Origin of the sequence: Bacillus sp. CR71 (genome assembly GCF_003429245.1) — a bacterium.
Lineage (GTDB): Bacteria > Bacillota > Bacilli > Bacillales > Bacillaceae_G > Bacillus_A > Bacillus_A thuringiensis_S.
The window spans coordinates 4,633,277-4,659,011 of the sequence record NZ_CP031748.1 but is presented as its reverse complement, the minus strand read 5'-3'; the positions used below and the strand labels follow the sequence as shown (position 1 = coordinate 4,659,011).

The window sequence follows — 25,735 nt, the reverse complement described above, 5'->3', positions numbered from 1 at the left end:
AGAGGGGTAGATTTCATGTTGCATCGTTATCTTCCAATGACAGAAGAAGACAAAAAAGAAATGTTACAAACGATCGGCGTTCAAACGATCGATGAATTATTCTCTGATATTCCAGAGAGTGTTCGTTTTAAAGGGGATTTAAAAATTAAAGAAGCAAAATCAGAGCCAGAGCTTTTAAAAGAGCTATCTCAAATGGCTAGTAAAAATGCTAACTTAAAAGAATACGCTTCTTTCTTAGGAGCAGGCGTATACGATCATTATGCTCCAGTAATTGTAGATCATGTTATTTCTCGCTCAGAATTTTATACAGCTTACACACCATACCAACCGGAAATTTCACAAGGGGAATTACAAGCAATCTTTGAATTCCAAACAATGATTTGTGAATTAACAGGAATGGATGTAGCAAACTCTTCTATGTATGACGGGGGGACAGCTTTAGCTGAAGCGGCAATGTTAGCAGCTGGCCATACTCGCAAAAAGAAAATTCTTGTATCTAGCGCGGTTCATCCAGAATCAAGAGCAGTACTTGAAACGTATGCAAAAGGTCAAAATCTTGAAGTTGTTGAAATTAATCATAAAGATGGTGTAACAGATTTAGACGTATTACAAAGTGAAGTAGATGATACAGTTGCTTGTGTAATCGTTCAATATCCAAACTTCTTCGGACAAGTTGAAAAATTAGCTGATATTGAAAAAATCGTTCATCAACAAAAATCATTATTTATTGTTTCTTCAAATCCATTATCATTAGGCGCATTAACACCACCAGGGAAATTTGGTGCTGATATTGTAATCGGTGATGCACAACCATTCGGTATTCCAACGCAGTTTGGTGGACCGCACTGTGGTTACTTTGCAACAACGAAAGCATTTATGCGTAAAATTCCAGGACGTCTTGTTGGACAAACTGTAGATTCAGATGGTAAACGTGGATTTGTATTAACGTTACAAGCACGTGAACAGCATATTCGCCGTGATAAAGCGACGTCTAATATTTGTTCAAACCAAGCGTTAAATGCATTAGCAGCTTCTGTTGCAATGACGGCACTTGGCAAACAAGGTGTGAAAGAAATGGCACGTCAAAACATTTCTAAAGCACAGTATGCAAAACGTCAATTTGAGGCGAAAGGCTTCACAGTAACATTTGCTGGACCATTCTTCAATGAGTTTGTTGTAGATTGCAAACGTCCAGTGAAAGAAGTAAACGATGCATTATTACAAAAGAATATTATCGGTGGTTACGATCTAGGCCGTGATTATAAAGAGCATGAAAACCATATGCTTGTAGCAGTAACTGAGCTTCGTACAAAAGAGGAAATTGACACACTTGTAAACGAAATGGGGGCTATCCAATGAAGAACCAAGACCAAGCACTTATCTTTGAAGTGAGTAAAGAAGGACGCATAGGATATAGCTTACCCAAATTAGATGTAGAAGAAGTGAAACTAGAAGATGTGTTTGAGAGCGATTATATTCGAGTAGAAGATGCAGAGCTACCAGAAGTATCTGAACTTGATATTATGCGCCACTATACAGCACTTTCAAACCGTAACCACGGTGTTGATTCTGGATTCTATCCACTTGGATCTTGTACGATGAAATATAATCCGAAAATTAATGAGAGTGTAGCTCGTTTCGCAGGATTTGCAAATATTCATCCACTGCAAGATGAAAAGACAGTACAAGGTGCAATGGAATTAATGTATGACTTACAAGAGCATTTAATTGAAATTACAGGTATGGATACTGTTACTTTACAACCAGCAGCTGGTGCACACGGAGAATGGACAGGTTTAATGTTAATTCGTGCATACCATGAAGCGAATGGTGACTTTAACCGTACGAAAGTAATTGTACCTGACTCTGCTCACGGAACGAACCCGGCATCTGCAACTGTAGCTGGTTTTGAAACAATTACAGTAAAATCAAATGAAAATGGCCTTGTTGACTTAGAAGACTTAAAACGTGTTGTAAACGAAGAAACAGCAGCACTTATGTTAACAAATCCTAATACATTAGGTCTATTCGAAGAAAATATTTTAGAAATGGCAGAAATCGTCCATAATGCAGGCGGTAAGTTATACTATGATGGTGCAAACTTAAATGCGGTATTAAGCCAAGCACGCCCAGGAGATATGGGATTTGACGTTGTGCATTTAAACCTTCATAAAACATTTACAGGTCCTCACGGCGGTGGTGGCCCAGGTTCTGGTCCAGTAGGTGTGAAAGCTGATTTAATTCCGTACTTACCAAAACCGATTTTAGAAAAAACGGAAAATGGTTATCACTTCAACTACGACCGTCCAGAAGCAATTGGTCGTGTGAAGCCATTCTATGGTAACTTCGGAATTAACGTTCGTGCATACACGTATATTCGCTCTATGGGTCCAGATGGCTTGCGTGCAGTAACTGAGTATGCTGTATTAAATGCGAACTATATGATGAGAAGATTAGCGCCATTCTACGATCTTCCATTCGATAGACATTGTAAGCATGAATTTGTATTATCAGGTCGTCGTCAAAAGAAACTTGGCGTACGTACATTAGATATTGCAAAACGTCTGCTTGATTTCGGTTACCATCCACCAACAATTTACTTCCCATTAAATGTGGAAGAATGTATTATGATTGAGCCGACAGAAACAGAATCAAAAGAAACATTAGATGGTTTCATTGATAAGATGATTCAAATCGCTAAAGAAGTAGAAGAAAATCCAGAAGTTGTACAAGAAGCACCGCATACGACAGTCATTAAACGTTTAGACGAAACGATGGCTGCACGTAAACCAGTTTTACGTTATGCAAAGCCAGCTCCTGTACAAGTTTGATTAGAATAACAAAAGGAGAACTCGCTGCGGCGGGTTCTTTTTTTGTATGGAGAATTTGTGCAGAAATAGTGAAGAAAATGTTAAAAAATTATATTTTTTGTTTCCTAATGGTGTAAAGGTGTAGTTTTATAGGTAGTTTTGTTGAAAAAGTCGGTTTGATAAAAGTATTTATTTTTGTTAGAATTTTATTGAAATTAAGAAGATGTGATGAGGCAAAAATTACTCATTTTTATGTATATGTGAAAAAACGAGCAAGACGGGGGTGAAAGTGTGGGATATCGATGTTATAGAATGGTATACCATTTAGAAAATGGAGAAACAATTAAAGATGTAAAAGAATTTTGCTATCGAGACCAAGGGAAAGTGTTAGAAAGAGTAGCAAATCGTGTAATGGATAATAGAGAAGTGACGGCGATTGATAAACAAGGAACAATCATTTCAATAGCATGTGAGGACATTGTAAAGGTGGAACTTGATTACATAACAGAAAGTTAACCTTGAGTCATATCGAATTATTCGATAAAATAAACTGTTGAATGGTGAAGTGAGAAGAGAGGAGTTTATCATGGGTAGTACAAGACACTTTTATATGTTTATCTTAGCGTTTGTTCTTGTTGTGGCATTAACGATTTACTTAATCGTTGACAGCAGCTGGTACAACACGGTTCATCCGGCATTCCTTCTGTTTATGTATATAGGAATTGCAGTAGTAAGTTTCGGAATGAGAGACGAGATGTTAGATCGCTTTGAAAAGTGATACATATACGAAAGACCAACAGGAAAATGTTGGTCTTTTTTTCTTGCCAAAAATAGGATGCTGTGTATATACTGTATATATAAGGTATATACAGTATATACACACACTGGAGGAAAACATGAATATTATTATTTCGAATTCTTCCCAAGACCCTATTTATGTGCAAATAAGAAAACAATTAAGCCAGCTTATTTTAAATGGTGGTTTAAAGGGTGGAGACCAATTACCGTCTATTCGTAGCTTAGCGAAGGAATTGCAAATTAGTGTAATTACAACGAAGCGTGCGTACGAGGAGCTTGAAAAAGAAGGATATATAGAAACTGTTGCTGGGAAGGGGACTTATGTTTCACGTAAAAATAATGAACTATTAAAAGAACAGCGGCTACGTCTATTGGAAAGTAAGGCTGAAGAAATCGTAAAAGAAAGTAAAGTGTTGCAGCTTTCACTTGAAGAATTGCAGCAGATGATTGCGTTTTTATATAAGGGGGAATGAGAGAGATGTTAGAGTTAAAAAACGTTTGTAAAAGTTATGAAGATTTTGCAGTGAAAAATATAAGTTTTGCATTACCACGAGGATATATTATGGGGTTTGTCGGACCAAATGGTGCTGGGAAAAGTACAACGATCAAAATGATTATGAATTTAATTAGAAAAGATAGCGGCGATATAAAAATTTTTGGCAAAGACAATAAGAAAGCTGAAAAGGACATAAAACAAAATATTGGTTTTGTATATGATGAAAATCATTATTACGAAGATTTAACGTGTGAACAAATGAAACGTATTATTGCACCGTTATATAAAAAGTGGGACGAAAATCAATACCAATCGTATATGCACAGATTGCAAGTTCCAAAGTATAAAAAAATTAAAGAGCTATCTAAAGGGATGAAAATGAAGTTTGCGATTGCCATCGCACTTTCACATCATGCAGAGTTTATCATTATGGATGAGCCGACAGCAGGATTAGATCCAGTTGTCCGAAGTGAATTACTTGATATGTTGCAAGAAATTGTAATGGAAGATGAAGTATCTGTATTATTCTCAACCCACATTACAACGGATTTAGAACGTATTGCAGATTATATTACGTTTATCAACGATGGAGAAATTATATTTACTGGTGAAAAAGATGAATTAATGGAGAACTACATAATCGTTAAGGGAAGCAATGATTTATTAGATCGAGAAGGAAAAGAACTATTTGTTGGATTACGAAAAAATAAATTCGGTTTCGAAGGTTTAGCGAAGGATAAACAAGGAATTATCGATTGGTTTGGAAATGAGGTTGTACTAGAAAAGCCTACATTAGATGACATTATCGTTTACACTGCGAAAGGGAGAGGTGCCTATGCGTCAGCTAATCTATAAAGATTTGTTCTTTTTTCGGGTTATGTGGTTAGTGTATTTTATTATGCCTCTTGTTTTCTTTGGATTAGATCCAGATGGTGAATTGTTATTTCCAATGAGTTGCTTACTCATAACGATATCATCTTCTATGATACTAATAGCGATGGATGAAAAAAATAAAAGTGATGTTATTATAAATAGTTTACCTGTTGGACGAAAGGATATCATTATTGCTAGATATATTTCGGGTGTAATATTTATTGTAGGTGGCATGATTTCTACTACGCTAGTTGTTTTTCTTATAAGAGGTATCGCTGTCATTGGTGATATTGGAGCTTATCATCCCAATTTGTATATTGAAATTCCTTGGTATGTAGTAGTCAGAGGTGCTGTATATTCTTTAGTTTATATTACAGCATTATTCCCGAGTTATTATGGGACAAAATCAAAAATAGTACGTGGAATATTTACAGGTGGAGCCGCTGGAATAGGTGTTATTGTTGGAATGTTTATTGGTGACGGAGAAAGTGCTACGGCATCATTCATTGATTGGATTATGAATCCATTACATTTTGGCATATTTATAGTTGGATTAATCACACTAGCTAGTGCCTATATCGCTTCTATGTTTCTTACAATTAAAATTTATGAAACGCGTGATTTATAGAGAGGAGAATTCATATGCAACAGTTGATTTTGAAGGAGTTTTTTTTACAGAAGAAGATGTTTCCTTTCTATTTTTTAATACCCATTTTATCTATTTTTAAGGATTCCGTCGAACCAATGGGGATTGCAATAGGAGTATTTATAACATGTAGTACGATTATATATATTTCTTTTTATTATGACGAGAAAAGTAAAGCAGAAAAAGTGTTAGTGAGTTTGCCTATAACGAGAAAAGAGATAATTATAGCTAAATATATTTCAAGCACATTATTTATTATGGCTGGTTTGAGTGTAACTTTTATAGTCGTAATATTAGGAAATATTTTATTGAACAGAGATATAGTTATGCCTGGGTATGCAATATTTTCAGCAATAGTAGCAACTTTGATTTATTGTGCAGTAACGATACCGACTAATTACATTGGGGGATATAAAGTTATTACTGTCTTGAATTTGATTATGCTTTTTCCTTTAATGGGTATGATTGGTCTTATGTGCAATATTTTTGGTGATAAAACAATTATGTTAAAAGTACTTCACTCTCAAGAGGCTACACTAGCAATGGGTGTTCTTAGTATTGGAGTGTTAGTAAGTATAGTCATATCAATGTTTCTCTCAATGAAAATGTTTCAGGAGGCAGAGTTATAGAAGGAGCATTTTCATATTAGGAGGGGTAATACATGATCAAGCAACTAATTTTAAAAGATTTCATTATTCAATGGAAATTTTTAATTTGGTACATACTGTATCCTGTTTTCTTTTATATGGCCTTAACAGATACGGAAAATCTGTTCATAATTATGTCAGTAATTATTACAATTGGGGCAACGGTAAAAACATTTGAAGCAGATAGTAAAAATGAGAGTGAAGTTATAGTAAATAGTTTACCAATATTGAGAAAACAAATTGTGTATGCGAAATATATAGTAGCAATTATTATTCTTTTTATAAGTGTAACGGTCGGTTGTTTCACGATGGGAATGAAGAGCGGGGTTAACTTATTTGAATTTATTGAAACGACAATAGTTGCTAGTATTAGCTTTATTTTAGTGTATTTAAGTTTGGTTTTACCGCTATCCTTTTGGCTAGGGTATAAGAAAACTATTTTTATTGCGATAGTAATATTCATGGCACCGATAATTGTTTTAGAAGCTTTGTTTCAAATCAACTTAGAACAAATTCAGCTATATAACAGCTTGTTATTCATTGGTTCAATATGCATGTTCATAGCATCTATCTTCGTTTCAGTAAAAATATATGAAAAAAGAGAATTTTAAAAGGTGCCTTAAAAAAGGCACCTTCTTCAATAACGACAATACGAGAGCAGTAGTTTATAAAAAGAAACGCTATTTGGTACATCTGTCGGAGTATGTAATATAAAGCTGAAAACGATGATGAGAATAAGAAATAGGAAAAATAAAAATAGGATTTGCTTATGTATAGAATTTTGCATATTATTCACTCCTTTTTTAGGTAGTATGTCCAAAAGAAAGGAGTGTATGAAAAATTTTAGGAGGGGAGAATGATGAACAAAAGAAAATGGTTATATAGAATAGGGGTACTTTTCGTTTCAATCGGTCTCATATTAGCAAATTTTTATTCAGACATACCATCACCGTTTCCTAATTTGCATAAAAGAATTGGTATAAGTATTGTCATAGTTGGTCTTCTTTGTCTTATTGCATCTAACTTTTATAGAAAATCTGAATGAATACAAAAAAGGACAGTTACTCTTTTTCAGAAGTACTGTCCTTTTTAAATAACTTATTCCATAGCTTGGCGATACTCCATATAATGACGATTGCAATGGAGGCAATAATTGACCAAGCAATAGATGCAATTTCAAGTGCCATGCTAGGAAGGAAGGTAAGAATGGATACTACTTTATGAAACAACCATTCTATTATATGAAAACTTATTTGTAATAGAATGACGATACCAAGTGTGATCCATGCTAATATTTTCTTTCCTTTTTCTTTCCACATGACATTCACCTCACGTTAGCTTAATAGTTTTAAGCCAACAGCGCCGCATAGAATACAGCTTAAGAAAGCAAGACGACGCCAATCCGCTGATTCTCGGAAAATGAGAATGCCTAGAAGTGCACTTCCAGCAGTTCCGATTCCAGTCCAAATTGCGTAAGCAGTTCCCATCGGTAATGTGTTCATCGCAAGAGATAAGAAGAAGAAGCTTACGCCGAAGTTAGCGATTAAAATAACTTTTGGTGCCCAGCCTTTCTTTTCAGTGGCTACTTTCATAAAGAGTACACCAATAATTTCACAAATACCAGCTAGAATTAAAAATACCCAAGCCATTTTATGCGGCCTCCTTCGCTTCTTTTTCTTCTGTTACTCGTTTTAAACCAATTACTCCGAAGAAGATTAAACCGATTAATAAGACTTTTACGATAGAGAAAGGTTCTCCGAAGATGAAAATCTCTGTAAGAACGATTCCACCAGCTCCGATTCCTGTAAAGACTGCGTATACAGTGCCGACAGGTAAATCTTTATAAGCTCTAAATAATAAGACGAAACTAATTGTAATTAATAGAGCGACACCAGCCCATTCAAGTGGTGCCTCTGCTTTTTTTAGTCCAATCACCCAAAAGATTTCAATAATACCAGCGATGATTACATAAATCCATGCCATATGTCATTTCTCCTTCCTACCAGTCGTTAGGTAAAGGGCTTAAAAACGACGCATTGCAAAGGAGCAATCCGTCAGTTTGAAAGTCCGCGCCAAAATACTTTCCAAGAAGCGTCTAAACGTGTCTCAAAACGATTTAAACCTGCGTATAGTAGTTCAACCATAAGACCGTCGAGTAAGCATAGAAAAGCCTCTAAGGCGTCTTTTACTTCAATGTTATGCAGCTCATCTTGTTCGCTTGCTCTTTTAAATACAGGGAATAAAAGTTTTCCGACGTTTTCAATGTGTACATTTGCTTTATTAATAATTTGTTCGCGAAATGCATCAGGCGGAAAATAAGAAGTTCGTAACCAAAACATTGATTCTTCACTTTCACCAAAGCGTTTTGCATAGCCTTTTAATAATTTTAAAAGCAATTCTTCAGTAGACGAATTGGAAAAGCTTTCGATATCGCCTGTGAAGCTCTGCAAATCTTTTTGAAGAGCAGATTCTAAGCATATGAAATATAGCTCTTCTTTTCCTTTAAAGTGTGCGTAAATCGATGGTTTTTTAATCCCAACTTCTTGAGCAATATTTGCCAATGAAGTTCCTTCATAGCCGTAGCGTGCGAAATGAGAAAGTGCTACAGCTTTAATGCGGTTTGCTGTCATTTTCATCCCCTACCTACCGTTCGTTAGGTTCATTATATGAGATAAAAAATATAATGTCAATAGGTGAAGAGCTGAAAAAGAGCGTTATAGGTAACGCTCTTTTTAGACAGTCTCTCGCTCAATTAAATGGAATGAAAGTTCTTTTGCACTGCCGACAATTTGCTCGCTTTGGATCTGCTTATGGAATAAAGAAAAAGCATGTGAGCCCATTGCGAGACCGGGATGTTCAATTGTGGAAATTTCTAATGCCTTTGAAATTTCATGATTATCAAATCCAAGGATAGCAAGGTCTTCAGGTACTCGAATGCTATGTTTTCGAGCCTCTGTTAATAAACCAGCTGCAACTTGATCGTTCGCTGTAAAAATAGCAGTTGGACGATTTTTCATATTTAAAATACGATGGAGTATTTGTGCTCCGTCCTGCATTGTATAGCATTGGTGGAAAATCCATTCAGGATGCAACGTTTTCCCTTCGTTACGAAGTGTATCGGCGAACGCTTTTTCGCGCTCCATGGAATTTACACTTGTTTTTCTTGCTAAACAAATTCCGATTTTTTCATGGCCTTTACTTAGTAAATAGGCAGTACCGAGACGGAAACCTTCATAATGATCTACGTAGATGGATGAAATGAGGGGGTGCTTCATTTTTTCACATGAAATAATAGGGGCAAATTTTGCGAAAGGTTCGATTTGTTCCCAAGAGCTCGTTCGGGAGCAAATAATCATCCCATCAAATTGTTTCATTTTCATCATTTCAAGAACACGAATTTCTTCAAGGCTATCGTAATTTGTTTGGCATAAATTAATGTGATATCCAGCTAATAATGCTTCGTTACCGATTCCTTCAATAATGGTACTGAAGTAGGGGAGGTTAATGAAAGGAAGCATAACGCCAATTGTATATGTTTTCCCTCTTATTAAATGGACAGCATTTATATTTTTTGCGTAGTTTAATTCTTCAACAGCGTCTAGAACACGCTTACGCTTTTCTTCTTTTACGTAAGGGTGATTATTCAGAACACGAGAAACAGTTGATATCGATACACCAGCAGTTTTAGCAATTTGTTTTATATTGGCCATATGTATCACCTCTTTCCCTTATTATAAAGGGAAAATAATAAGAAAGAAAAAATCTTGACCTGAAAAGCTTTTCACAAACTATGGTATTAATAAGACTTCTTTTTATTCGCGTAACCTTTTCACTTGGGCGTAAGAATGATAGGGGTCTTTTTTGTTTGCAAAAAGTGTTGTCAAAATGTGTGAGAATAACGTGGAAAGTTTTCAAAGGTGGAGTTTGATGACAAAGCGAATATGAAGAGCATATCAACGCTTCGTTCGTTAAGAGAGCGGTATGAAAGGGCGGAAACAAATTGAAAAAAAGAATCATTTGTTTCGTGTTTTCTAGTTTTGTACTTAGTTCGTGTTCGTTTCAGCAAACGATGCAAGAAGAAAAACACTTTGTGGGAACAACAGGAGGAGCTATGGATCGTGTTACGGATCCTATTCCGCTAAAGGAACTTCCAAAATATTTTCCGGTGAAGTTTAAAGTTCCAACGTTTTTACCGTACGACATTACAAGTGATGTGAAGGGTGAAGTAAGAACGCTTGGGAAAAAGAACGCTGTCTTAACGATTAAATATAAACAGAAGGAGCCAGGTAGAAATGAGTATATTGAGTTAAATGTCGCGAACTTTCCTTATAGTTTTCCGGATCTTATGGAAGAGAAGCGATTTCAAGAACAAATGAAACTGAATAATGGAACGTCTGCTTATTTTAAAAATAAAGATGATTATGAACGTGGTGACGAATTTGCTACGCTTATATGGAAAGAGAAAGGAATTGAATATCAACTGCTGTATCGGAATGTAGAAGAGAACGATGAAACGGTAATCAAGCAGAATTTATTATACATTGCGAATAAGATGAAATGAAAAAACTAGCTGATTTATTCAGCTAGTTTTTTGTATGTTATTATTTCTTTTTAATTTTGCCTGTCCAAGATTTAAATCCACCTTGTAATTGGTAGAAATCTTTGTAGCCTTGTTTTTTTAAGTATTGCGCTGCACGACCTGTACGGAATCCGCTTTGGCAATATAAGTAAACAGGTTGATCTTGACGAAGTTCTTTATGGCGAAGGCGAATTTGTGATAACGGAATGTTACGTGCACCTAAAATATGCCCTGCGTTATATTCGTCTGCTTCACGAATATCGATAAGCTGTGCTTTACGGTAGCCAGCGCGAAATTCTTCTTCTGTAAGAGTTTTAATTAATTTTTTCTGATAGAAGTACATCCATACAGTGTAGCCGATAAATGCTACGATTACGGCTAATAAAATAATCCAAGTTGTTGACACGATTCTATCGCTCCCTTTTTTCTTATCCTACTTTCAATATTATAATGCCCATATGTATTTATGCAACAGATTCATTTGCATATAAGAAGAAATTTCGTATTCTTTCACAAATTTTGTCGAATTTGGTAGACTAGAGAATGTGAAAAATAATTGGTTATATGAGGTGCAGGATGGGAAAAGAAAAATGGTGTTATATTAACTCTGGTCAATGTTCACCGGCATTTAATATGGCGTTAGATGAATGTTTGTTAAATTGGCAAAGTGAAAAGAAAATGCCACCAACAATTCGCTTTTATGAATGGGAAGTACCAACATTAACAGTTGGATATTTTCAACGTGTTGAGAAAGATATTAATATGGATGTAGTTAACGAAAAAAAATATGGATTCGTTCGTCGTCAAACAGGCGGCAGGGGTGTACTACATGACAAAGAGTTAACGTATAGTGTTATTGTGTCTGAAGATCATCCGAATATGCCGAAAACAGTTACAGAAGCATATCGTGTTATTTCGCAAGGCTTATTAGATGGTTTTAAGGCATTAGGGTTAGAAGCATATTATGCAGTTCCAAAAACAGAAGCAGATCGTGAAAATTTGAAAAATCCACGTTCAGGTGTATGTTTTGATGCACCATCTTGGTATGAAATTGTAGTGGAAGGAAGAAAAATTGCTGGTAGTGCTCAAACACGTCAAAAAGGTGTTATTTTACAGCATGGATCGATTCCATTAGAAATTGATTTAGATGAACTATATGATCTATTTTTATTCCCAAATGAACGTGTGAAGGAACGTATGAAGAGTATGTTCTCTTCTAAAGCAGTAGCAATTAATGAATTAACAGACCGTACATTTACGATAGAACAGTTAATTAAAGCGTTTGAAGTTGGCTTTGAAAAAGGATTGGATGTAGAACTTGTTCCATATGAATTAACAGAAGAACAGTTACATGAAGTTCAAACGTTAGCGAAAGAAAAGTATGAAAGTAATGAGTGGAATTATAAAAAATAAGAGATGGCAATTGCCACCTCTTATTTTTTTATAGTAAATTAAGTACTTTTTCTACTTTGATTCCTTTATCTTGTAAAGAACGAAGGCGACTTACAACGTCCATAATTTCTTTGTCAAATGTAACGCTAATACCTTGGCTTTGTAGTTCTTCTTTTAAGCTTTCAATAGAATCATCTATGTCGATGCCAAGCTCGTAATCTTGACAAACTTCAATTGTCTTTTTCACGAGTTTCACATAATTTTCTTGTAGTTTTGTATTTGTTTCAGTCAAAGCAGGCTGCTTCAGTTTTGCAGGAGCAACCGGTGCTGTCTCTTGCTTTGTAACTGGAGTAGGGACTGCTTTTTTCACAGGCGCTGGAGTAGCTAGTTCTACAGCTGCTTCTACGCTTACTGGCTTAGGTGTCGGTACCGGAGTAGGCTTAGGTGCCATAGCAGGTGTTTCCACACGCGTAACAGGCTTAGGAGCAGGTGTAATTGCTTTTGGAGCTTCTACAACTACTTCTTTTTTCGGTGCTGCTTCTACCTGTGTTTCTTCTTGCTCGGCAGCTTCTTTATTTTCTTTACTCCACATAACGCGTTCAATTTCTAGAGAAACATTGTTTTTGTTCATCGCTGTTAATGTAACTTTACCAACTTCAGCGTTTCCAGTGAAATCAACAATTTTATAAATAACACTCTTGTTCCAATCCACGTTTCCGCTCAAAAATAATTCTTCGTTACATTTCGGCGTTAAGCCCTCGATTTTAATTTCTGCGTTTACACCGTTTTCACTATATACCATGATTAGCGAAGCATTTACATCTTCGTCTGCTAACATTAGTTCACGTACCATTTTGCCGGTGCGTACTTGCGTTTTCTTCTTAACTGACATCTAATTTCTCCTCTCAAAAATTCAGTAATAATAAAAAAATCGTATAACGAAAAATAATTGCTCACGAAGATTTATGATACCGATAATAAAAGCATCACGTCAACAATTAACTTTAATTATTTTGCATTTTTCTTATTTTCTTTATGAAATTTTTCAATTTGTAAAATTAGACAGAAGAAAAACAGCCTTTTGAAGGGCTGTTAAAAATTTGATTTTTTGTATAGTAATTTATATAAAATAAAAAATAAGATAGCAATTAAGGCACTTTGCCAAAAGTTTAGATGGTAAATGAGATAAGGTTGCTTTTGGAAATAAATATTTAAGAATACAGCGGAACAAAATGGAGTAGCAAATGCGAATCCAAATAGAATTCTTCTTTTCCAATTCATTTTCTGATCAAAGGAGTAACGCTTTAATAAATATAAAATAAATAGTATACCTAGTATAATTATTGAAACAGACAAAGTAGTTCCAAGGATGCTAAAAGGCGGACTTGATAATGTATTGTTTTTTTCAAAGAGAAACATAAAAAATGAAATAATTGCATTTATGCCAAACTGTATAGCAAGAAGTAAGCTAATAGAAAATCCAATTAAAGAAGTTTTTTCTAACTTTGTTTGAGTTGGTAAAGCTGATATAAGTTCATCGCAATAAGATTGTAAATTATCTCCAAAGATGTCATAAGCGTTTTTATTTTCTGCTTGTGCTTCGATGAGGTGATCTAATATTTCTAGTAACAGTTCCTCCATTTGTTGCTCGGGTACGTTTGATATTCGAAGATATACTAACATATCACCATAAGCAGCCTCGTTTTCGGAAGTTAGAAGCTCACGTTTTTTATTATTCAATTCAATCATGTCTTGTGCATTCATCCCTATCACTCCCCCTGTAATAAGTTATTTACCGTAGTAGAAACCATTCCCCAGCTTTGTTTAAATTCTTCAAGTTGTTCTAACCCTTTATCGGTTACGTGATAATATTTTCGCTTTGGACCGAGTGAGGAAGCTTTTAATGTTCCTTCAATCAATTTTTCTTTTTGCATACGTAACAATAACGGATATATGCTTCCTTCGCTTACGAATGTAAAGCCGTGCTTATTTAATTTTGTACTCAGTTCATATCCGTACACTTCTTCTTGTGAAATAATGTATAGGATGCAACCTTCGAGCACACCTTTTAACATTTGGCTGTGCATGATTTCACCACCTTTTATTTAGGTAACTTGCGTTGCAAGGTAGCTGTTATCCAAATTATAACATTCAGTAACTTGCAAAGCAAGTTACTGAAGTGGAAAACTTTAATGCGTGTTAATTTTTCAATGCTTCCCATACTAACGAGAGGAGGGAAGCATATGAAACCATTTATGCCAAAACTCGTTTACTTTGAACCAAAGGCACTTGAATATCCACTTGGAAAAGAGCTTTATGAGAAGTTTACGAAGATGGGATTAGAAATTCGTGAAACGACATCACATAATCAAATTAGAAATTTGCCAGGAGAAAATGATTTGCAAAAGTATCGTAATGCAAAGGCTACACTTGTCGTTGGAGTGAGGAAGACGCTAAAGTTTGATACGTCAAAACCGTCAGCTGAATATGCAATTCCGCTCGCAACAGGGTGTATGGGACATTGTCATTATTGCTATTTGCAAACGACACTTGGGAGTAAGCCTTACGTTCGTGTGTATGTCAATCTTGATGAAATATTTGAGAAGGCAAAGCAATATATGGATGAAAGGGCACCTGAAATAACAAGATTTGAAGCAGCGTGTACATCAGACATTGTTGGAATTGATCATTTAACACATGCATTAAAGCGGGCGATTGAATTCATTGGAGAAAGTGAATATGGGCGCTTACGTTTCGTCACGAAATATTCGCACGTTGATCATTTATTAGATGCAAAGCATAATGGGAAAACTCGTTTTCGATTTAGTATAAATTCACGATATGTAATTAAAAATTTTGAACCAGGGACATCGCCGTTTGAGGAGCGAATAGAGGCTGCACGTAAAGTAGCAGGTGCGGGTTATCCACTTGGATTTATAGTTGCGCCGCTTTATATGCATGAAGGGTGGGAAGAAGGATACCGTGAACTATTTGAGCGACTGTACAATGCACTAAAAGATTTATCGATACCAAATTTAACATTTGAATTAATTCAACATCGCTTTACAAAACCGGCAAAAAAGGTCATTCAAGAGCGTTATCCGAAGACGAAACTTGAAATGGATGAAGAGAAGCGTAAATATAAATGGGGACGATACGGCATCGGAAAATACGTATATAAAAAAGATGAAGCAGCAGTATTGGAAGAAACGATAAGAGGTTATATAAATGAGTTTTTTCCTAATGCAGAAATACAATACTTTACTTAAGGGGAGTCTGTATGCAAATACAGATTCTTTTTTGTTTTATATATTTAGGCTCGTTTTCACCTTGTCACGTTATTCTTTCTGGTGTATCATTTTATTGATTGCTTCGTACGGAATAAGCAAAATGAACTTGGATGGAGGAAACCGATGCCTACCCCTAGTATGGAAGATTATATTGAACAAATTTATTTGTTGATTGATGAAAAGGGTTATGCCCGCGTATCTGATATTGCTGAAGCGCTTAGTGTACATCCATCCTCTGTAACAAAAATGGTGCAAAAATTAGACAAAGATGAATATCTAATTTATGAAAAATATAGAGGGCTTGTATTAACAACAAAAGGTAAAAAAATCGGAGAACGTCTCGTATATCGTCATGACTTGCTAGAGCAATTTATGCGTATTATCGGTGTGGATGAAGGTAAAATTTACAATGATGTAGAAGGAATTGAGCATCATTTAAGTTGGGAAGCGATTGATCGCATTGGTGATTTAGTGGAATACTTTGAACAAGATGCAGTCCGAGTGGAAACACTTCGCGGTGTTCAAAGAGCAAATGAAGAGAAAAGTAATTAAGGGGAACGTATGGCGTTTCCTTTTTTATTTCAATTCGAAAAGGATGGGAGAATTATGAAAGCAATTATTTTTGATTTTGATGGATTAATTGTGGACACAGAAACGATATGGTTTCACTCTTTCAGAGATGCTGTTCGTGAATACGGCGAAGAACTACCTTTAGAGGAATTTGCGAAATGCATTGGAACAACAGATGAGGTACTTTATGCATATTTAAATGATCAATTAAAAGAGAAGTTTAACAAAAGTGCATTAAAAGAAAAAGTGGCAACTTTACATAAAGAGAAAATGAAAATACCAAAAGCTCGTGACGGGGTAAAAGAATATTTAGAAGAAGCGAAAGAAATGGGATTAAAAATCGCACTAGCTTCTAGTTCGTCTAGAGAATGGGTTATTCATTTTTTAGAAGAGCTACAGATTCGAGATTATTTTGAAGTTATTAAAACGAGAGAAGATGTTGAGAAGGTAAAACCAGATCCAGCTCTTTATCGAATTGCAATAGAAGAATTAGGAATTAAGCCGTCTGAAGCTGTTGTGTTTGAAGATTCATTAAATGGATTGAGAGCAGCAATTGCAGCGGGATTAACGTGCGTTGTGGTACCTAATGATGTGACACGGAATTTACCATTTGAAAATCATCATCTTCGAATTGAAAGTATGAGAGAGAAAAGTTTAAAAGAAGTGCTTCAAAGTATAAAAAAAGACCGTATTTCCTAAAAGGAAGCACGGTCTTTCTTTTTGCTTTTTTTGCCTTCAATGACAGTTAAATGAGACTGTTTTCTTTTTCGTTTCAAAGTGGAAGAATTCCCTTTTTTACTTTTGTCATTAGAAGTATTTGACTTAAAGAAAGAATTGCCTAGGGGTGCTACATTTTGTTTCCCATGTTTGCGGTTCGATTGTTTTGCCGCACGCTTATATGAGCTTTGCGAATTTGCAGAACCACTGGAATTTGTAAACATCTTGTATAGCAAGTAAAAGATACCGACAACAAGTAACATGTACCCGATATTTCTTAATACACCCATGGGATTTGTAATAACAGATGAAACAAGGCCGAATATTGCCAATCCGATAATAAGCACAAATATAGCGAAAGTAAACGAACGACCGTTCATAAGGGACACCTCCTAAAAACGTATATTAAAATTAGTATATTAACGATGAGGAAAGGAGTTGAACACCATTTTTAAATAATTATTGTTTGTTCTCTAAACGTAATAATTCTTCAAACGATGCAATTGCTACTTCCACTTGATCATCTGTTGGTTCTTTCGTTGTTAATAGTTGTAGCCATAATCCAGGATATCCAAGTACGCGTAATACGGCAATATCTCGTAATCGATTTGTAAATTGCAATACTTCAAAAGAAATACCAAGTACAACTGGAATTAATAAAATTCTGTTTATAACTCGTGCCCAAAGAGGATCTGTAGGGACTAGGAAATAAACGAACATTCCAATAATGACTGTAAATATAATAAAGCTACTGCCGCATCTATAATGGAGACGAGTTTGCTTTTGAACGTTTTCTACAGTCAGAGGAAGGTCATTCTCATAAGCATTGATTACCTTATGCTCTGCACCGTGATACTGAAATACCCGCTTAATAAGTGGGGTTAAAGAAATAAAGTATATATAGCTCAATAATAGCATGAGCTTAATGACACTTTCGACAATGATTTGCCCAGTATGAGATGGGAAAATCGGTCTTGTTAATTCAGCTAATAGTGCAGGAACTGCTGTGAAAATGACTTTACCGAATATGAAAGATAAAACGCCAACAGCTGCAACTCCTAATACCATCGTTAATTTTGATTGTTCTTCTTTTTTATTAGCAATTTGTTCATCATCTTCTGGGTGGACGTCAAATCGTTCAGAAGCGAAGTTTAAATGCTTTGCTCCATTCGCACTTGCATCCACAATAGCGGCAATCCCTCGTAAAAATGGAATTTTTTTTAGGATAGATAATACTTTATTACGAACGCGTGGTAATCGATAAAATTCAATCGATTTATCTTTACGACGAACCGCTGTAACAGTATATTCTCTACCGCCAAACATAACTCCTTCTATGACCGCTTGCCCGCCATATATTTGTTTTGACTCTTCTGCCATGTTAACACCAACCTGTATTTGTTTCTCTCTTATGTAGAAAAAGAGGCAATTGTCATACTGGGTTCTGTCGTTTTGAAATAAGACAATCACCGAGTTTCCTTTATTTTATCGGCAAATACAAGTAGATGACAAGGGAAAATATTATGAGAGTCGGACATTTCTTATTCTTTTTATAGACAAATTTCGCAGGATTTAAACATGCTTCAAAATAGTTTCGGGCATACTATTGAGCGGAGGTGTCGATGTGAGTCAAGAACAATTAGGAACAAGGAATTTTGTGCAGATCGGTTTGTTTGGTGGAATCTTTTGGGGCGGGATATGGTATTTCCTTCATATATTTTCATTCACGGAGGCGGGACCGAATTATTTCCTTTTACCATTTGCGTTTGGAAGTTGGAAAGAGGGGGTATGGGGCAATGTGTCCGGAATAGTGTGTATGGGACTTCTTTCAATTTTGATTGCCTTTTTATATAAAGCATTTTTTGCAAAGTTTGAAGGGATTATTGCGGGAATTATTTATGGGCTATTTTGGTGGGCATTACTGTTTTTGGGGATGGGTTTAATGGCTCCTGTTATTAAAAGTGCGCTCCATTTGCCAAAAGAGACAATTGTAACGACAATATGTATTTTTATATTATATGGTGTGTTTATAGCATATTCTGTTTCTTATGCAGTAAATAGCAATAAAGTAGAACAAGAAGGGCAAGAGAAGACGAACTATTCAAATAAGTGACTCCTATGTTAAAATATTGTATAGATATTAATATTAAGGAGTTTTAAGAATATGAAAAAGTTACTCCTCGTAAACGGTCCTAACCTAAATCGCCTCGGTGTTCGTGAGGTAAATGTATATGGAAAGGGCACGCTAGCGACACTTGAAGCAGATATGAAGCAAGAAGCAGAAACAATGGGAGTGGAGTTAGAATGTTTCCAATCGAATCATGAAGGTGCCATTATCGACATTATTCATGAAGCGGAAGATATATATGAAGGGATCATTTTAAACCCGGGAGCATTTACGCATTATAGCTATGCGATTCGTGATGCCATTGCGAGCATTTCGATTCCTGTTATTGAAGTACATATTTCTAACATTCATCAGCGTGAATCGTTCCGTCATGAATCTGTGACGGCAGCTGTTTGTGCAGGTCAAATTGTAGGATTTGGTTTTTATGGCTATAAGTTAGCGTTATTTGCATTAATGGAGAAATTGAGGGAGGCATAGAGTAATGGAGAAAATTGAAAGATTACGAAGTGCATTTGATGAGGCTGGCATTGACGGTATTTTGTTAACAAATGAACATAGTCGTAGATATATGGCTAACTTCACAGGAACAGCAGGCGTTGTTCTTATTTCAAAAGATCGTGCTCAATTTATTACAGATTTCCGTTACGTCGAGCAGGCAAGTAAACAAGCGGTTGGATATGAGGTTGTACAGCACGCAGGATTGATCATTGATGAAGTGGCAAAGCAAGTGAAAGGGCTTGGAATTCAAAAACTTGGTTTTGAGCAAGATACTCTTACATATAGTTCTTATTCAGTGCATAAGGAAGCGATTGATGCTGAATTTATCCCGACTTCTGGACTTGTAGAAAAGTTACGCTTGATAAAGACTGATTCAGAGATTAAGATATTAAAGGAAGCTGCACAGATTGCAGATGCTGCCTTTGAGCATATTCTATCATTCATTCGCCCGGGAGTATCTGAAATTGAAGTGTCAAATGAACTTGAATTTTTCATGAGAAAACAAGGAGCAACATCTTCTTCGTTTGATATTATCGTTGCTTCAGGTCTTCGTTCGGCATTACCGCACGGCGTGGCATCTGAAAAAGTGATAGAAACAGGAGATTTCGTTACATTAGACTTCGGCGCTTATTACAAAGGATATTGCTCTGATATTACTCGTACGATTGCAGTCGGTGAACCATCTGATAAATTAAAAGAAATTTATAATATCGTTTTAGAAGCACAACTACGTGGTGTGAACGGTATTAAAGCTGGTTTAACAGGTCGCGAGGCTGATGCGCTAACGCGTGACTACATAACGGAAAAAGGATATGGTGAATACTTTGGACACACTACTGGTCATGGAATAGGTCTTGAACTCCATGAAGCACCAGGTTTAGCGTTCCGTTCTGATACAGTACTTGAACCAGGTATGGCTGTAACAGTAGAGCCAGGTATTTATATTCCAGGTATTGGCGGCGTACGTATTGAAGATGATATCATTGTGACAAGTGAAGGTAATGAAGTAATTACGAAATCACCAAAAGAACTTATTATTTTGTAATACACAGGAGGATTTTTTTACATGATTTCAGTAAACGATTTTCGTACAGGTTTAACAATTTCAGTGGACAATGCCCTTTGGCAAGTACTTGATTTCCAACACGTAAAGCCAGGTAAAGGTGCTGCATTCGTTCGTTCTAAACTACGTAACATTCGCACAGGTTCTGTTCAAGAGAAAACATTCCGTGCAGGTGAGAAAGTAGAAAAAGCACACATCGAAAACCGTCGTATGCAATACTTATACGCAAGCGGTGAGGCTCACGTATTTATGGATAACGGAACTTATGAGCAAATCGAACTTGGTGAAAAACAAATCGAGCGCGAGCTTAAATTCCTAAAAGAAAACATGGAAGTAGCAATTATGACTTACCAAGGCGAAGTACTTGGTGTTGAACTTCCAAACACAGTTGAATTACAAGTTACAGAAACAGAGCCTGGTATTAAAGGTGATACTGCTTCTAACGTAACAAAACCAGCTACATTAGAAACTGGTCTTGTTGTACAAGTACCAATCTTCATTAACGAAGGCGAAATGCTTATCATCAACACTGGTGAAGGTAAATACGTTTCTCGTGCATAGTAAAAAAGCACTCGTGATAATTCACGAGTGCTTTTTTTATAGGAAATAGGGTAGATAGTAAATAACTGTTATTATAAAACTGACTAAAACAAGTGAAAGAGTACCCATAATAGATGGAGTCAAAACAATTTGAAATGGCTTTATTTCGCCAGTCTCAACGCCAGTTAATGTTTTACTTATTGCGTGATCTGTAATGTTATTTCTATGGTTACTCATAATAATTAACCACATAATTGCAAATATTGCTAAACTACCAAGGAAAAAGGTCTCTATAAATGACCAACCGACCAATAATGAAAAAAGATAAATAAGAGCTAATTCTACTACAACGGTTAAACTAACTTTCAATACCTTCATATTTTGCCTCCTCATTCTGTAATTTCAACCAGTTTAAAAAATTTTCACGTGACACGACATGCAGAGAGCAAGGTGACTTTACTTCTTTCTCTAGTGCAGCGTGTTCGTCTGGAAACTTGTTTTCCACATGCAATGAAATATAAGGTAGTTTTTCTTGTGCTTTTAAAGAGCGGATATTATTCGTTTTAGCACCAGCAAATACGTAGGAAAGTTGTAAGTCTAAAAAGGCGATTTTAAAGATTTCTTTTTTAGCAGCCTCGTTATAGCCTTTTCCCCAGTACGGATAGCCGAGCCAACTACCAATGTGAGATTGCTTTTTCTCATTATTAATATGTTTAAGTGTGGTGAGGCCAATTATTTCATTTTCTTCATTCACAATCATTCTCGATAAGGATTTCTTTTGACGCTCTTCTTCTATTGCGAAAAGAAGAAATGTTTTCGTGTCTTCGATGTTTTCTACCGTTATCCCCAATGCATTTTTTATATGTGGATCACTTGATAGCTCGAAAATCACATTTGTATAGCATAAATCTAGTGGTAATAAAGTGACGTGCTGCATGGTTTAAACCCCTTTTAAACTAAATATACCATAATATACCATAAAATAATATGAATATTCAGATTGTAATTCAGACTTTAGAGAAAAATTATGTTTTTACTTCTGAAATAGACAACCTCTGCATATGGTTGTACAAATATATTCTTTTTTAGAATACGAAGTTAGTAACTGTTACGGGAGAAGGTGGAAGAATGAAACAGTGGCTAGCGGCAATGGAAACATCCGTGCTTGTTATGGGGGCACTTCGATTATTTTCAGGTAGTGCGGAGATATTTGCTGCTTTGCTTATGCTTTATGTGAATGATGCGAAGAAAGCGTTGTTTATAAATGGTATGTTGGCGTTTGTTGGACCTACCGTATTAATTTTAACAATGACAATTGGGATAGCGAGTGTAGCAAGTGAAATTTCTTTCTTGAAGCTCTTTTTTCTAGCGCTTGGAATTTGCTGTATTTTTATCGCATTACTGAAATAGTAAGTCGAGTATAGTGGGGAGAAGCCGATGAAAGAGGTATTAGAAGTTTTACCAAAAACGATGAAGTACTTAATTGAAGAATGTGAGCAATACGATGCTTTAGAGGAAATTCGTGTTCGAATTGGAAGACCGCTAGAGTGTATTGCACACGGAAAGGTGTTTTTTTATGACTATATCACTACTGCAGAGGATGCTATTTACTTATTGAATAAGTTAAGTCAATTCTCAATTTATACGATGGAAGAGGAATTAAAACGTGGGTATGTGACGCTTCGCGGGGGGCATAGAATCGGGTTAGCGGGAAAAGTCATTACAGAAAAAAGCGCAGTGAAAATGATTCGTGATGTCTCTTCCTTTAATATTCGTATTGCTCGTCAAAAAATAGGGATTGCTGAACCGCTTTTGCCATATTTGTATGAAAAAAGATGGTTAAACACGATGGTAATTGGCCCTCCGCAAACGGGAAAAACGACGCTTTTAAGAGATGTAGCACGTTGCATGAGTCAAGGGGTAAGTGCTTCGGAAATTCCTTCCTGTAAAGTGGGGATCGTTGATGAACGGTCAGAAATTGCCGGCTGTGTGAAAGGGATCCCGCAATATGATTTTGGTACCCGAGTCGATGTGTTAGACGCATGTCCAAAGGCAGAAGGAATGATGATGATGATTCGTTCTATGAGTCCTGATATTTTGATCGTAGATGAAATTGGTCGTAAAGAAGATAGTGAAGCAATTATGGAGGCAGTGCATGCAGGTGTTCAGCTTTTTATAAGCGCACACGGATTTTCCTATGAGGATGTTGTGAGACGTCCATCGCTCAAGGCAGTGCTAGAGCTTCGTATATTTGATAGGTTTGTGGAGTTGTCAAAAGCGAGGGGTCCAGGAACGGTTATGCAGGTGAAAGATAAATATGGAAAACCAGTGTTATCAAATAGAAAGGCTGAGGGCGTATGGTGAAAATATTTGGTGCAGTGTTAATCGTTGCGGTCAGCACCTTTTTCGGGTTTTCATACGCTAAAAGATACAGTGAAAGGCCGAGGCAACTTAGATTATTAAAATCAGCACTTCAATCATTAGAGGCAGAAATTATGTATGGACACACACCTTTATCTGAGGCTGCCGAGCGATTAGTTAAACAAATGCCGAAGCCATTAAATTGGATCTTTCAAAGTTTCGCTAAAAAACTAGAAAGTGGAGAACAAACAGTAAGGGAAGCTTGGATAGATAGTTTGAAAGAGAATTGGAAGTTGACGGCGTTTCAACAAACCGAGTATGAAATACTGCAGCAATTTGGTGAAACGCTCGGGCAACATGATCGTGAATCACAACAAAAACATATTCGCTTATGTATTACACATTTGGAGAGAGAAGAAGAGGAAGCAAAAGCTTTACAACTGCAATACGAGAAAATGATCAAGAGCTTAGGGGTACTAGCAGGGCTACTTATTGTAATTTTACTGCTATAGGGGGGAGAAAGGCGATGTCCATTGATGTTGGATTAATATTTCAAATCGCCGGAATCGGCATTGTTTTAGCTTTCATTCATACTGTACTAAAAGAATTGAAGCGTGAGGATATTGCAAATTGGGTTATCCTTGTCGGTTTTGTCGTCATTTTATTTCATGTCGCATTTTTAATTAATACGCTATTCGACAAGATTAAAAGTGTCTTTCTCTTCCAGTAAAGGAGGCGGTTCGAATCGAAATTATACAAATTGTCGGATTAGGCCTCGTTGCTACGTTTTTAGCTGCTGTTTTGAACCAGCATAAATCTAGCATTACATCTTTATTTATTGTGTTCGTAGGTAGCGTGATGTTTCTTATTTTAATTGATCAAATTCATGCTATTTTACAAATGATTGAGAGAGTAGCGAGTGAAGCGAAAGTTAGTAACGTCTATGTGGAAACGTTACTAAAGATTATTGGAATTGCTTATATTGCTGAGTTTGGAGCCCAAATTACAAAAGATGCTGGTCAAGGTGCCATCGCTTCGAAAATTGAACTTGCTGGGAAAATCCTCATTCTCGTTATGGCAATTCCTATTTTGACGGTTGTAATTGAAACTATTCTCGGATTTTTACCGACGGGATAAGGGGGAGTGAATGTTGAGGAGGTTTGGAGCTAAGCTGCTATTTGCTTGCTTCCTTTTCTTTTCTTTACCGGTTGTTGTACAAGCTTCTCCTGTAGAAACAAACGTCGTTGATCAACAATTGGATAAGCTCGGAATTGAAGATGTGAAGCAATTTTGGGACGGGCTTGTTACAAAATATGGAGGCTATTTGCCAGAGAGTCAAAAAGGGAGCTTTATGGAGTTTGTAAAGGGAGAAAAAGAATTCTCTCTAAAAGAGTGGATGATAGGGTTATTAAAATATTTATTTCATGAGCTTGCAGCTAATGGAAAACTGCTTGGCACACTTATTATGCTCACAATCTTTAGTGCATTGTTGCAATCACTGCAATCCGCTTTTTCAAAAAGTAGCGTAAGTAAAATTGCTGATGCTGTTGTATATATGGTACTTATTATTTTTGCTTTAAATAGTTTTTATGTCGTTATGACATATGCAAGAGAAACGATACAAACAATGGTAGATTTTATATTAGCATTATTGCCAATTTTGCTGGCGCTTATAGCAACTGGCGGGGGGGTTGTATCTGTATCGTTTTTTCATCCGGTTATCATTTTCTTAATGAATACGAGTGGGCTTCTTATGAATTATATCGTTCTACCACTTTTATTACTGGCAACGATATTAAGTATTGTAAGTACAATGAGTGATCAATATAAAGTGACGAAATTGTCCAAGCTTCTGCAAAATGTTAGCGTTGGGATTATCGGTATTTTTTTAACGATTTTTTTAGGAGTATTATCTGTACAAGGAACAGCAACAGCTGTTGCTGATGGAATAGCTGTGAAAACTGCTAAATTTGTAACAGGAAACTTCATTCCAGTAGTTGGAAGGATGTTTACAGAAGCGGCAGATACTGTTATTAGCGCATCAGGATTATTGAAAAACACAGTCGGAATTATTGGGCTCGTCATTTTATGCTTAATTGTTGCCTTTCCAGCGATTCAAATTTTCTGTATCGCATTTATTTATAAATTCGCAGCAGCAGTATTGCAACCGGTTGGCAGCGGAGCAATTATTCAATGCTTAGACATTATTGGACGAAGCATCATTTACGTATTTGCTTGCTTAGCTATCGTATCATTTATGTTCTTTTTAAGTATTACAATTATTATTGCTGCGGGGAATATTACACTTATGATGCGGTAGGAGGTGA

The 25,735-nt window shown here is 36.0% G+C and carries 38 protein-coding genes; 25 read left to right on the top strand and 13 right to left on the bottom strand.

Annotated features, from left to right (window positions below; genetic code table 11):
* The first annotated feature begins 15 nt into the window (after window positions 1–15).
* From gcvPA to DOS87_RS23335, 10 genes are all read left to right on the top strand, one after another.
* On the top strand, window positions 16–1,359 hold the full coding sequence (gene gcvPA, locus DOS87_RS23380) for an aminomethyl-transferring glycine dehydrogenase subunit 1 (RefSeq protein WP_000903240.1): 1,344 nt from the start codon (window positions 16–18) through the stop codon (window positions 1,357–1,359).
* Window positions 1,356–2,831, top strand: coding sequence for an aminomethyl-transferring glycine dehydrogenase subunit 2 (gene gcvPB, locus DOS87_RS23375; protein ID WP_000795702.1), 1,476 nt, complete (start codon window positions 1,356–1,358; stop codon window positions 2,829–2,831). The genes gcvPA and gcvPB overlap by 4 nt, the downstream gene beginning before the upstream one ends.
* A gap of 291 nt (window positions 2,832–3,122) precedes the next feature.
* The gene (locus DOS87_RS23370) at window positions 3,123–3,326 is read left to right on the top strand and encodes a DUF3929 family protein (protein WP_000262496.1); all 204 of its coding nucleotides are present in this window, start codon (window positions 3,123–3,125) and stop codon (window positions 3,324–3,326) included.
* A 70-nt stretch (window positions 3,327–3,396) separates the two neighbouring features.
* A complete protein-coding gene (locus DOS87_RS23365; protein WP_000535933.1) occupies window positions 3,397–3,588 on the top strand; it encodes a hypothetical protein in 192 nt (63 codons plus the stop codon).
* 118 nt (window positions 3,589–3,706) lie between these two features.
* Complete coding sequence (locus DOS87_RS23360; RefSeq protein WP_001021350.1) at window positions 3,707–4,081, top strand: GntR family transcriptional regulator; 375 nt, start codon at window positions 3,707–3,709, stop codon at window positions 4,079–4,081.
* Window positions 4,082–4,086: 5 nt separating this feature from the next.
* Window positions 4,087–4,959: an ABC transporter ATP-binding protein gene (locus tag DOS87_RS23355; RefSeq protein ID WP_098578370.1), complete on the top strand. Its 873-nt coding sequence runs from the start codon at window positions 4,087–4,089 to the stop codon at window positions 4,957–4,959.
* A complete protein-coding gene (locus DOS87_RS23350) occupies window positions 4,940–5,605 on the top strand; it encodes an ABC-2 transporter permease (protein WP_065222869.1) in 666 nt (221 codons plus the stop codon). The genes DOS87_RS23355 and DOS87_RS23350 overlap by 20 nt, the downstream gene beginning before the upstream one ends.
* Before the next feature lie 14 nt (window positions 5,606–5,619).
* Window positions 5,620–6,252 carry an ABC-2 transporter permease gene (locus tag DOS87_RS23345; RefSeq protein ID WP_090977076.1) on the top strand — a complete coding sequence of 211 codons (633 nt, stop codon included), beginning with the start codon at window positions 5,620–5,622 and terminating at the stop codon, window positions 6,250–6,252.
* Window positions 6,253–6,287: 35 nt separating this feature from the next.
* Window positions 6,288–6,881: an ABC-2 transporter permease gene (locus DOS87_RS23340; protein WP_080476022.1), complete on the top strand. Its 594-nt coding sequence runs from the start codon at window positions 6,288–6,290 to the stop codon at window positions 6,879–6,881.
* 245 nt (window positions 6,882–7,126) lie between these two features.
* Complete coding sequence (locus tag DOS87_RS23335; RefSeq protein WP_098578371.1) at window positions 7,127–7,315, top strand: hypothetical protein; 189 nt, start codon at window positions 7,127–7,129, stop codon at window positions 7,313–7,315.
* A 16-nt stretch (window positions 7,316–7,331) separates the two neighbouring features.
* Here the strand turns inward: DOS87_RS23335 and DOS87_RS23330 are convergent, their stop codons facing one another.
* The 5 genes from DOS87_RS23330 to DOS87_RS23310 all read right to left on the bottom strand — a co-directional run bounded on the left by DOS87_RS23330 (window position 7,332) and on the right by DOS87_RS23310 (window position 9,980).
* Complete coding sequence (locus DOS87_RS23330; RefSeq protein WP_000265371.1) at window positions 7,332–7,589, bottom strand: DUF3975 family protein; 258 nt, start codon at window positions 7,587–7,589, stop codon at window positions 7,332–7,334.
* A 15-nt stretch (window positions 7,590–7,604) separates the two neighbouring features.
* Window positions 7,605–7,919: a DMT family transporter gene (locus DOS87_RS23325; RefSeq protein WP_000312623.1), complete on the bottom strand. Its 315-nt coding sequence runs from the start codon at window positions 7,917–7,919 to the stop codon at window positions 7,605–7,607.
* Between the two features lies 1 nt (window position 7,920).
* Window positions 7,921–8,253 (bottom strand): DMT family transporter, encoded by a 333-nt coding sequence (locus DOS87_RS23320; protein ID WP_000312339.1) that lies wholly within the window; start codon window positions 8,251–8,253, stop codon window positions 7,921–7,923.
* Window positions 8,254–8,324: 71 nt separating this feature from the next.
* Window positions 8,325–8,906, bottom strand: a complete 582-nt coding sequence (locus DOS87_RS23315) for a TetR/AcrR family transcriptional regulator (protein WP_002005730.1) — start codon at window positions 8,904–8,906, stop codon at window positions 8,325–8,327.
* 96 nt (window positions 8,907–9,002) lie between these two features.
* Window positions 9,003–9,980, bottom strand: a complete 978-nt coding sequence (locus DOS87_RS23310; RefSeq protein ID WP_098398756.1) for a LacI family DNA-binding transcriptional regulator — start codon at window positions 9,978–9,980, stop codon at window positions 9,003–9,005.
* 314 nt (window positions 9,981–10,294) lie between these two features.
* Between DOS87_RS23310 and DOS87_RS23305 the strand changes: the two genes are divergently transcribed.
* On the top strand, window positions 10,295–10,831 hold the full coding sequence (locus DOS87_RS23305) for a DNA polymerase III subunit delta (protein ID WP_142330544.1): 537 nt from the start codon (window positions 10,295–10,297) through the stop codon (window positions 10,829–10,831).
* A 40-nt stretch (window positions 10,832–10,871) separates the two neighbouring features.
* Here the strand turns inward: DOS87_RS23305 and DOS87_RS23300 are convergent, their stop codons facing one another.
* A complete protein-coding gene (locus DOS87_RS23300) occupies window positions 10,872–11,255 on the bottom strand; it encodes a rhodanese-like domain-containing protein (RefSeq protein WP_000108653.1) in 384 nt (127 codons plus the stop codon).
* Window positions 11,256–11,425: 170 nt separating this feature from the next.
* Here DOS87_RS23300 and DOS87_RS23295 point away from each other — a divergent pair, with 170 nt between their 5' ends.
* Window positions 11,426–12,262, top strand: coding sequence for a lipoate--protein ligase family protein (locus DOS87_RS23295; protein WP_000514081.1), 837 nt, complete (start codon window positions 11,426–11,428; stop codon window positions 12,260–12,262).
* A 28-nt stretch (window positions 12,263–12,290) separates the two neighbouring features.
* On the opposite strand, the gene DOS87_RS23290 is transcribed toward DOS87_RS23295, so the two are convergent.
* The 3 genes from DOS87_RS23290 to DOS87_RS23280 form a co-directional block, all read right to left on the bottom strand.
* Window positions 12,291–13,133: a hypothetical protein gene (locus DOS87_RS23290; RefSeq protein ID WP_098578373.1), complete on the bottom strand. Its 843-nt coding sequence runs from the start codon at window positions 13,131–13,133 to the stop codon at window positions 12,291–12,293.
* A 200-nt stretch (window positions 13,134–13,333) separates the two neighbouring features.
* Window positions 13,334–14,005: a DUF1129 family protein gene (locus DOS87_RS23285; protein WP_000993585.1), complete on the bottom strand. Its 672-nt coding sequence runs from the start codon at window positions 14,003–14,005 to the stop codon at window positions 13,334–13,336.
* A gap of 5 nt (window positions 14,006–14,010) precedes the next feature.
* The gene (locus tag DOS87_RS23280; RefSeq protein ID WP_000556083.1) at window positions 14,011–14,328 is read right to left on the bottom strand and encodes a PadR family transcriptional regulator; all 318 of its coding nucleotides are present in this window, start codon (window positions 14,326–14,328) and stop codon (window positions 14,011–14,013) included.
* 156 nt (window positions 14,329–14,484) lie between these two features.
* Here DOS87_RS23280 and splB point away from each other — a divergent pair, with 156 nt between their 5' ends.
* The 3 genes from splB (at window position 14,485) to DOS87_RS23265 (ending at window position 16,800) form a co-directional block, all read left to right on the top strand.
* The gene (splB, locus tag DOS87_RS23275; protein WP_000802106.1) at window positions 14,485–15,510 is read left to right on the top strand and encodes a spore photoproduct lyase; all 1,026 of its coding nucleotides are present in this window, start codon (window positions 14,485–14,487) and stop codon (window positions 15,508–15,510) included.
* Window positions 15,511–15,654: 144 nt separating this feature from the next.
* Complete coding sequence (gene mntR / locus DOS87_RS23270) at window positions 15,655–16,083, top strand: transcriptional regulator MntR (protein ID WP_001143081.1); 429 nt, start codon at window positions 15,655–15,657, stop codon at window positions 16,081–16,083.
* A gap of 54 nt (window positions 16,084–16,137) precedes the next feature.
* Window positions 16,138–16,800, top strand: coding sequence for an HAD family hydrolase (locus DOS87_RS23265; RefSeq protein ID WP_014894887.1), 663 nt, complete (start codon window positions 16,138–16,140; stop codon window positions 16,798–16,800).
* Here the strand turns inward: DOS87_RS23265 and DOS87_RS23260 are convergent.
* Both DOS87_RS23260 and DOS87_RS23255 read right to left on the bottom strand, forming a co-directional pair.
* Window positions 16,797–17,198: an SA1362 family protein gene (locus tag DOS87_RS23260; protein WP_001014463.1), complete on the bottom strand. Its 402-nt coding sequence runs from the start codon at window positions 17,196–17,198 to the stop codon at window positions 16,797–16,799. The two genes, DOS87_RS23265 and DOS87_RS23260, sit on opposite strands and share 4 nt — an antisense overlap.
* A 79-nt stretch (window positions 17,199–17,277) precedes the next feature.
* Complete coding sequence (locus tag DOS87_RS23255; protein ID WP_098578374.1) at window positions 17,278–18,198, bottom strand: DUF1385 domain-containing protein; 921 nt, start codon at window positions 18,196–18,198, stop codon at window positions 17,278–17,280.
* A 244-nt stretch (window positions 18,199–18,442) separates the two neighbouring features.
* Here DOS87_RS23255 and DOS87_RS23250 point away from each other — a divergent pair, with 244 nt between their 5' ends.
* Genes DOS87_RS23250 through efp form a run of 4 tightly spaced genes read left to right on the top strand, consistent with a single transcriptional unit; the run spans window position 18,443 to window position 21,068 of the window.
* On the top strand, window positions 18,443–18,931 hold the full coding sequence (locus tag DOS87_RS23250; protein WP_000076885.1) for a YqhR family membrane protein: 489 nt from the start codon (window positions 18,443–18,445) through the stop codon (window positions 18,929–18,931).
* A 51-nt stretch (window positions 18,932–18,982) separates the two neighbouring features.
* A complete protein-coding gene (aroQ, locus tag DOS87_RS23245) occupies window positions 18,983–19,423 on the top strand; it encodes a type II 3-dehydroquinate dehydratase (RefSeq protein ID WP_000735140.1) in 441 nt (146 codons plus the stop codon).
* Window positions 19,424–19,427: 4 nt separating this feature from the next.
* On the top strand, window positions 19,428–20,489 hold the full coding sequence (pepQ, locus tag DOS87_RS23240) for a Xaa-Pro dipeptidase (protein WP_000411042.1): 1,062 nt from the start codon (window positions 19,428–19,430) through the stop codon (window positions 20,487–20,489).
* 21 nt (window positions 20,490–20,510) lie between these two features.
* Entirely contained in the window at window positions 20,511–21,068 is a 558-nt protein-coding gene (gene efp / locus DOS87_RS23235; RefSeq protein WP_000626513.1) for an elongation factor P, read from the top strand.
* Window positions 21,069–21,104: 36 nt separating this feature from the next.
* On the opposite strand, the gene DOS87_RS23230 is transcribed toward efp, so the two are convergent.
* Window positions 21,105–21,425 carry a hypothetical protein gene (locus DOS87_RS23230; protein ID WP_000866225.1) on the bottom strand — a complete coding sequence of 107 codons (321 nt, stop codon included), beginning with the start codon at window positions 21,423–21,425 and terminating at the stop codon, window positions 21,105–21,107.
* The gene (locus DOS87_RS23225; protein ID WP_001164990.1) at window positions 21,406–21,984 is read right to left on the bottom strand and encodes a GNAT family N-acetyltransferase; all 579 of its coding nucleotides are present in this window, start codon (window positions 21,982–21,984) and stop codon (window positions 21,406–21,408) included. Before DOS87_RS23225 ends, DOS87_RS23230 begins: the two co-directional genes overlap by 20 nt.
* 191 nt (window positions 21,985–22,175) lie before the next feature.
* Here DOS87_RS23225 and DOS87_RS23220 point away from each other — a divergent pair, with 191 nt between their 5' ends.
* From DOS87_RS23220 to spoIIIAE, 6 genes are read left to right on the top strand one after another with little or no spacing between them, the layout of a single operon-like run.
* Complete coding sequence (locus tag DOS87_RS23220; RefSeq protein WP_000816050.1) at window positions 22,176–22,457, top strand: YqhV family protein; 282 nt, start codon at window positions 22,176–22,178, stop codon at window positions 22,455–22,457.
* Window positions 22,458–22,484: 27 nt separating this feature from the next.
* On the top strand, window positions 22,485–23,411 hold the full coding sequence (gene spoIIIAA, locus DOS87_RS23215) for a stage III sporulation protein AA (RefSeq protein ID WP_000665903.1): 927 nt from the start codon (window positions 22,485–22,487) through the stop codon (window positions 23,409–23,411).
* Complete coding sequence (gene spoIIIAB, locus DOS87_RS23210) at window positions 23,405–23,920, top strand: stage III sporulation protein SpoIIIAB (protein ID WP_000238702.1); 516 nt, start codon at window positions 23,405–23,407, stop codon at window positions 23,918–23,920. The genes spoIIIAA and spoIIIAB overlap by 7 nt, the downstream gene beginning before the upstream one ends.
* Before the next feature lie 14 nt (window positions 23,921–23,934).
* Window positions 23,935–24,138, top strand: a complete 204-nt coding sequence (gene spoIIIAC / locus DOS87_RS23205; protein WP_000020914.1) for a stage III sporulation protein AC — start codon at window positions 23,935–23,937, stop codon at window positions 24,136–24,138.
* 23 nt (window positions 24,139–24,161) lie between these two features.
* Complete coding sequence (gene spoIIIAD, locus DOS87_RS23200; RefSeq protein ID WP_079245909.1) at window positions 24,162–24,545, top strand: stage III sporulation protein AD; 384 nt, start codon at window positions 24,162–24,164, stop codon at window positions 24,543–24,545.
* Window positions 24,546–24,555: 10 nt separating this feature from the next.
* Complete coding sequence (gene spoIIIAE, locus DOS87_RS23195; RefSeq protein WP_000946111.1) at window positions 24,556–25,728, top strand: stage III sporulation protein AE; 1,173 nt, start codon at window positions 24,556–24,558, stop codon at window positions 25,726–25,728.
* Window positions 25,729–25,735: the final 7 nt, after the last annotated feature.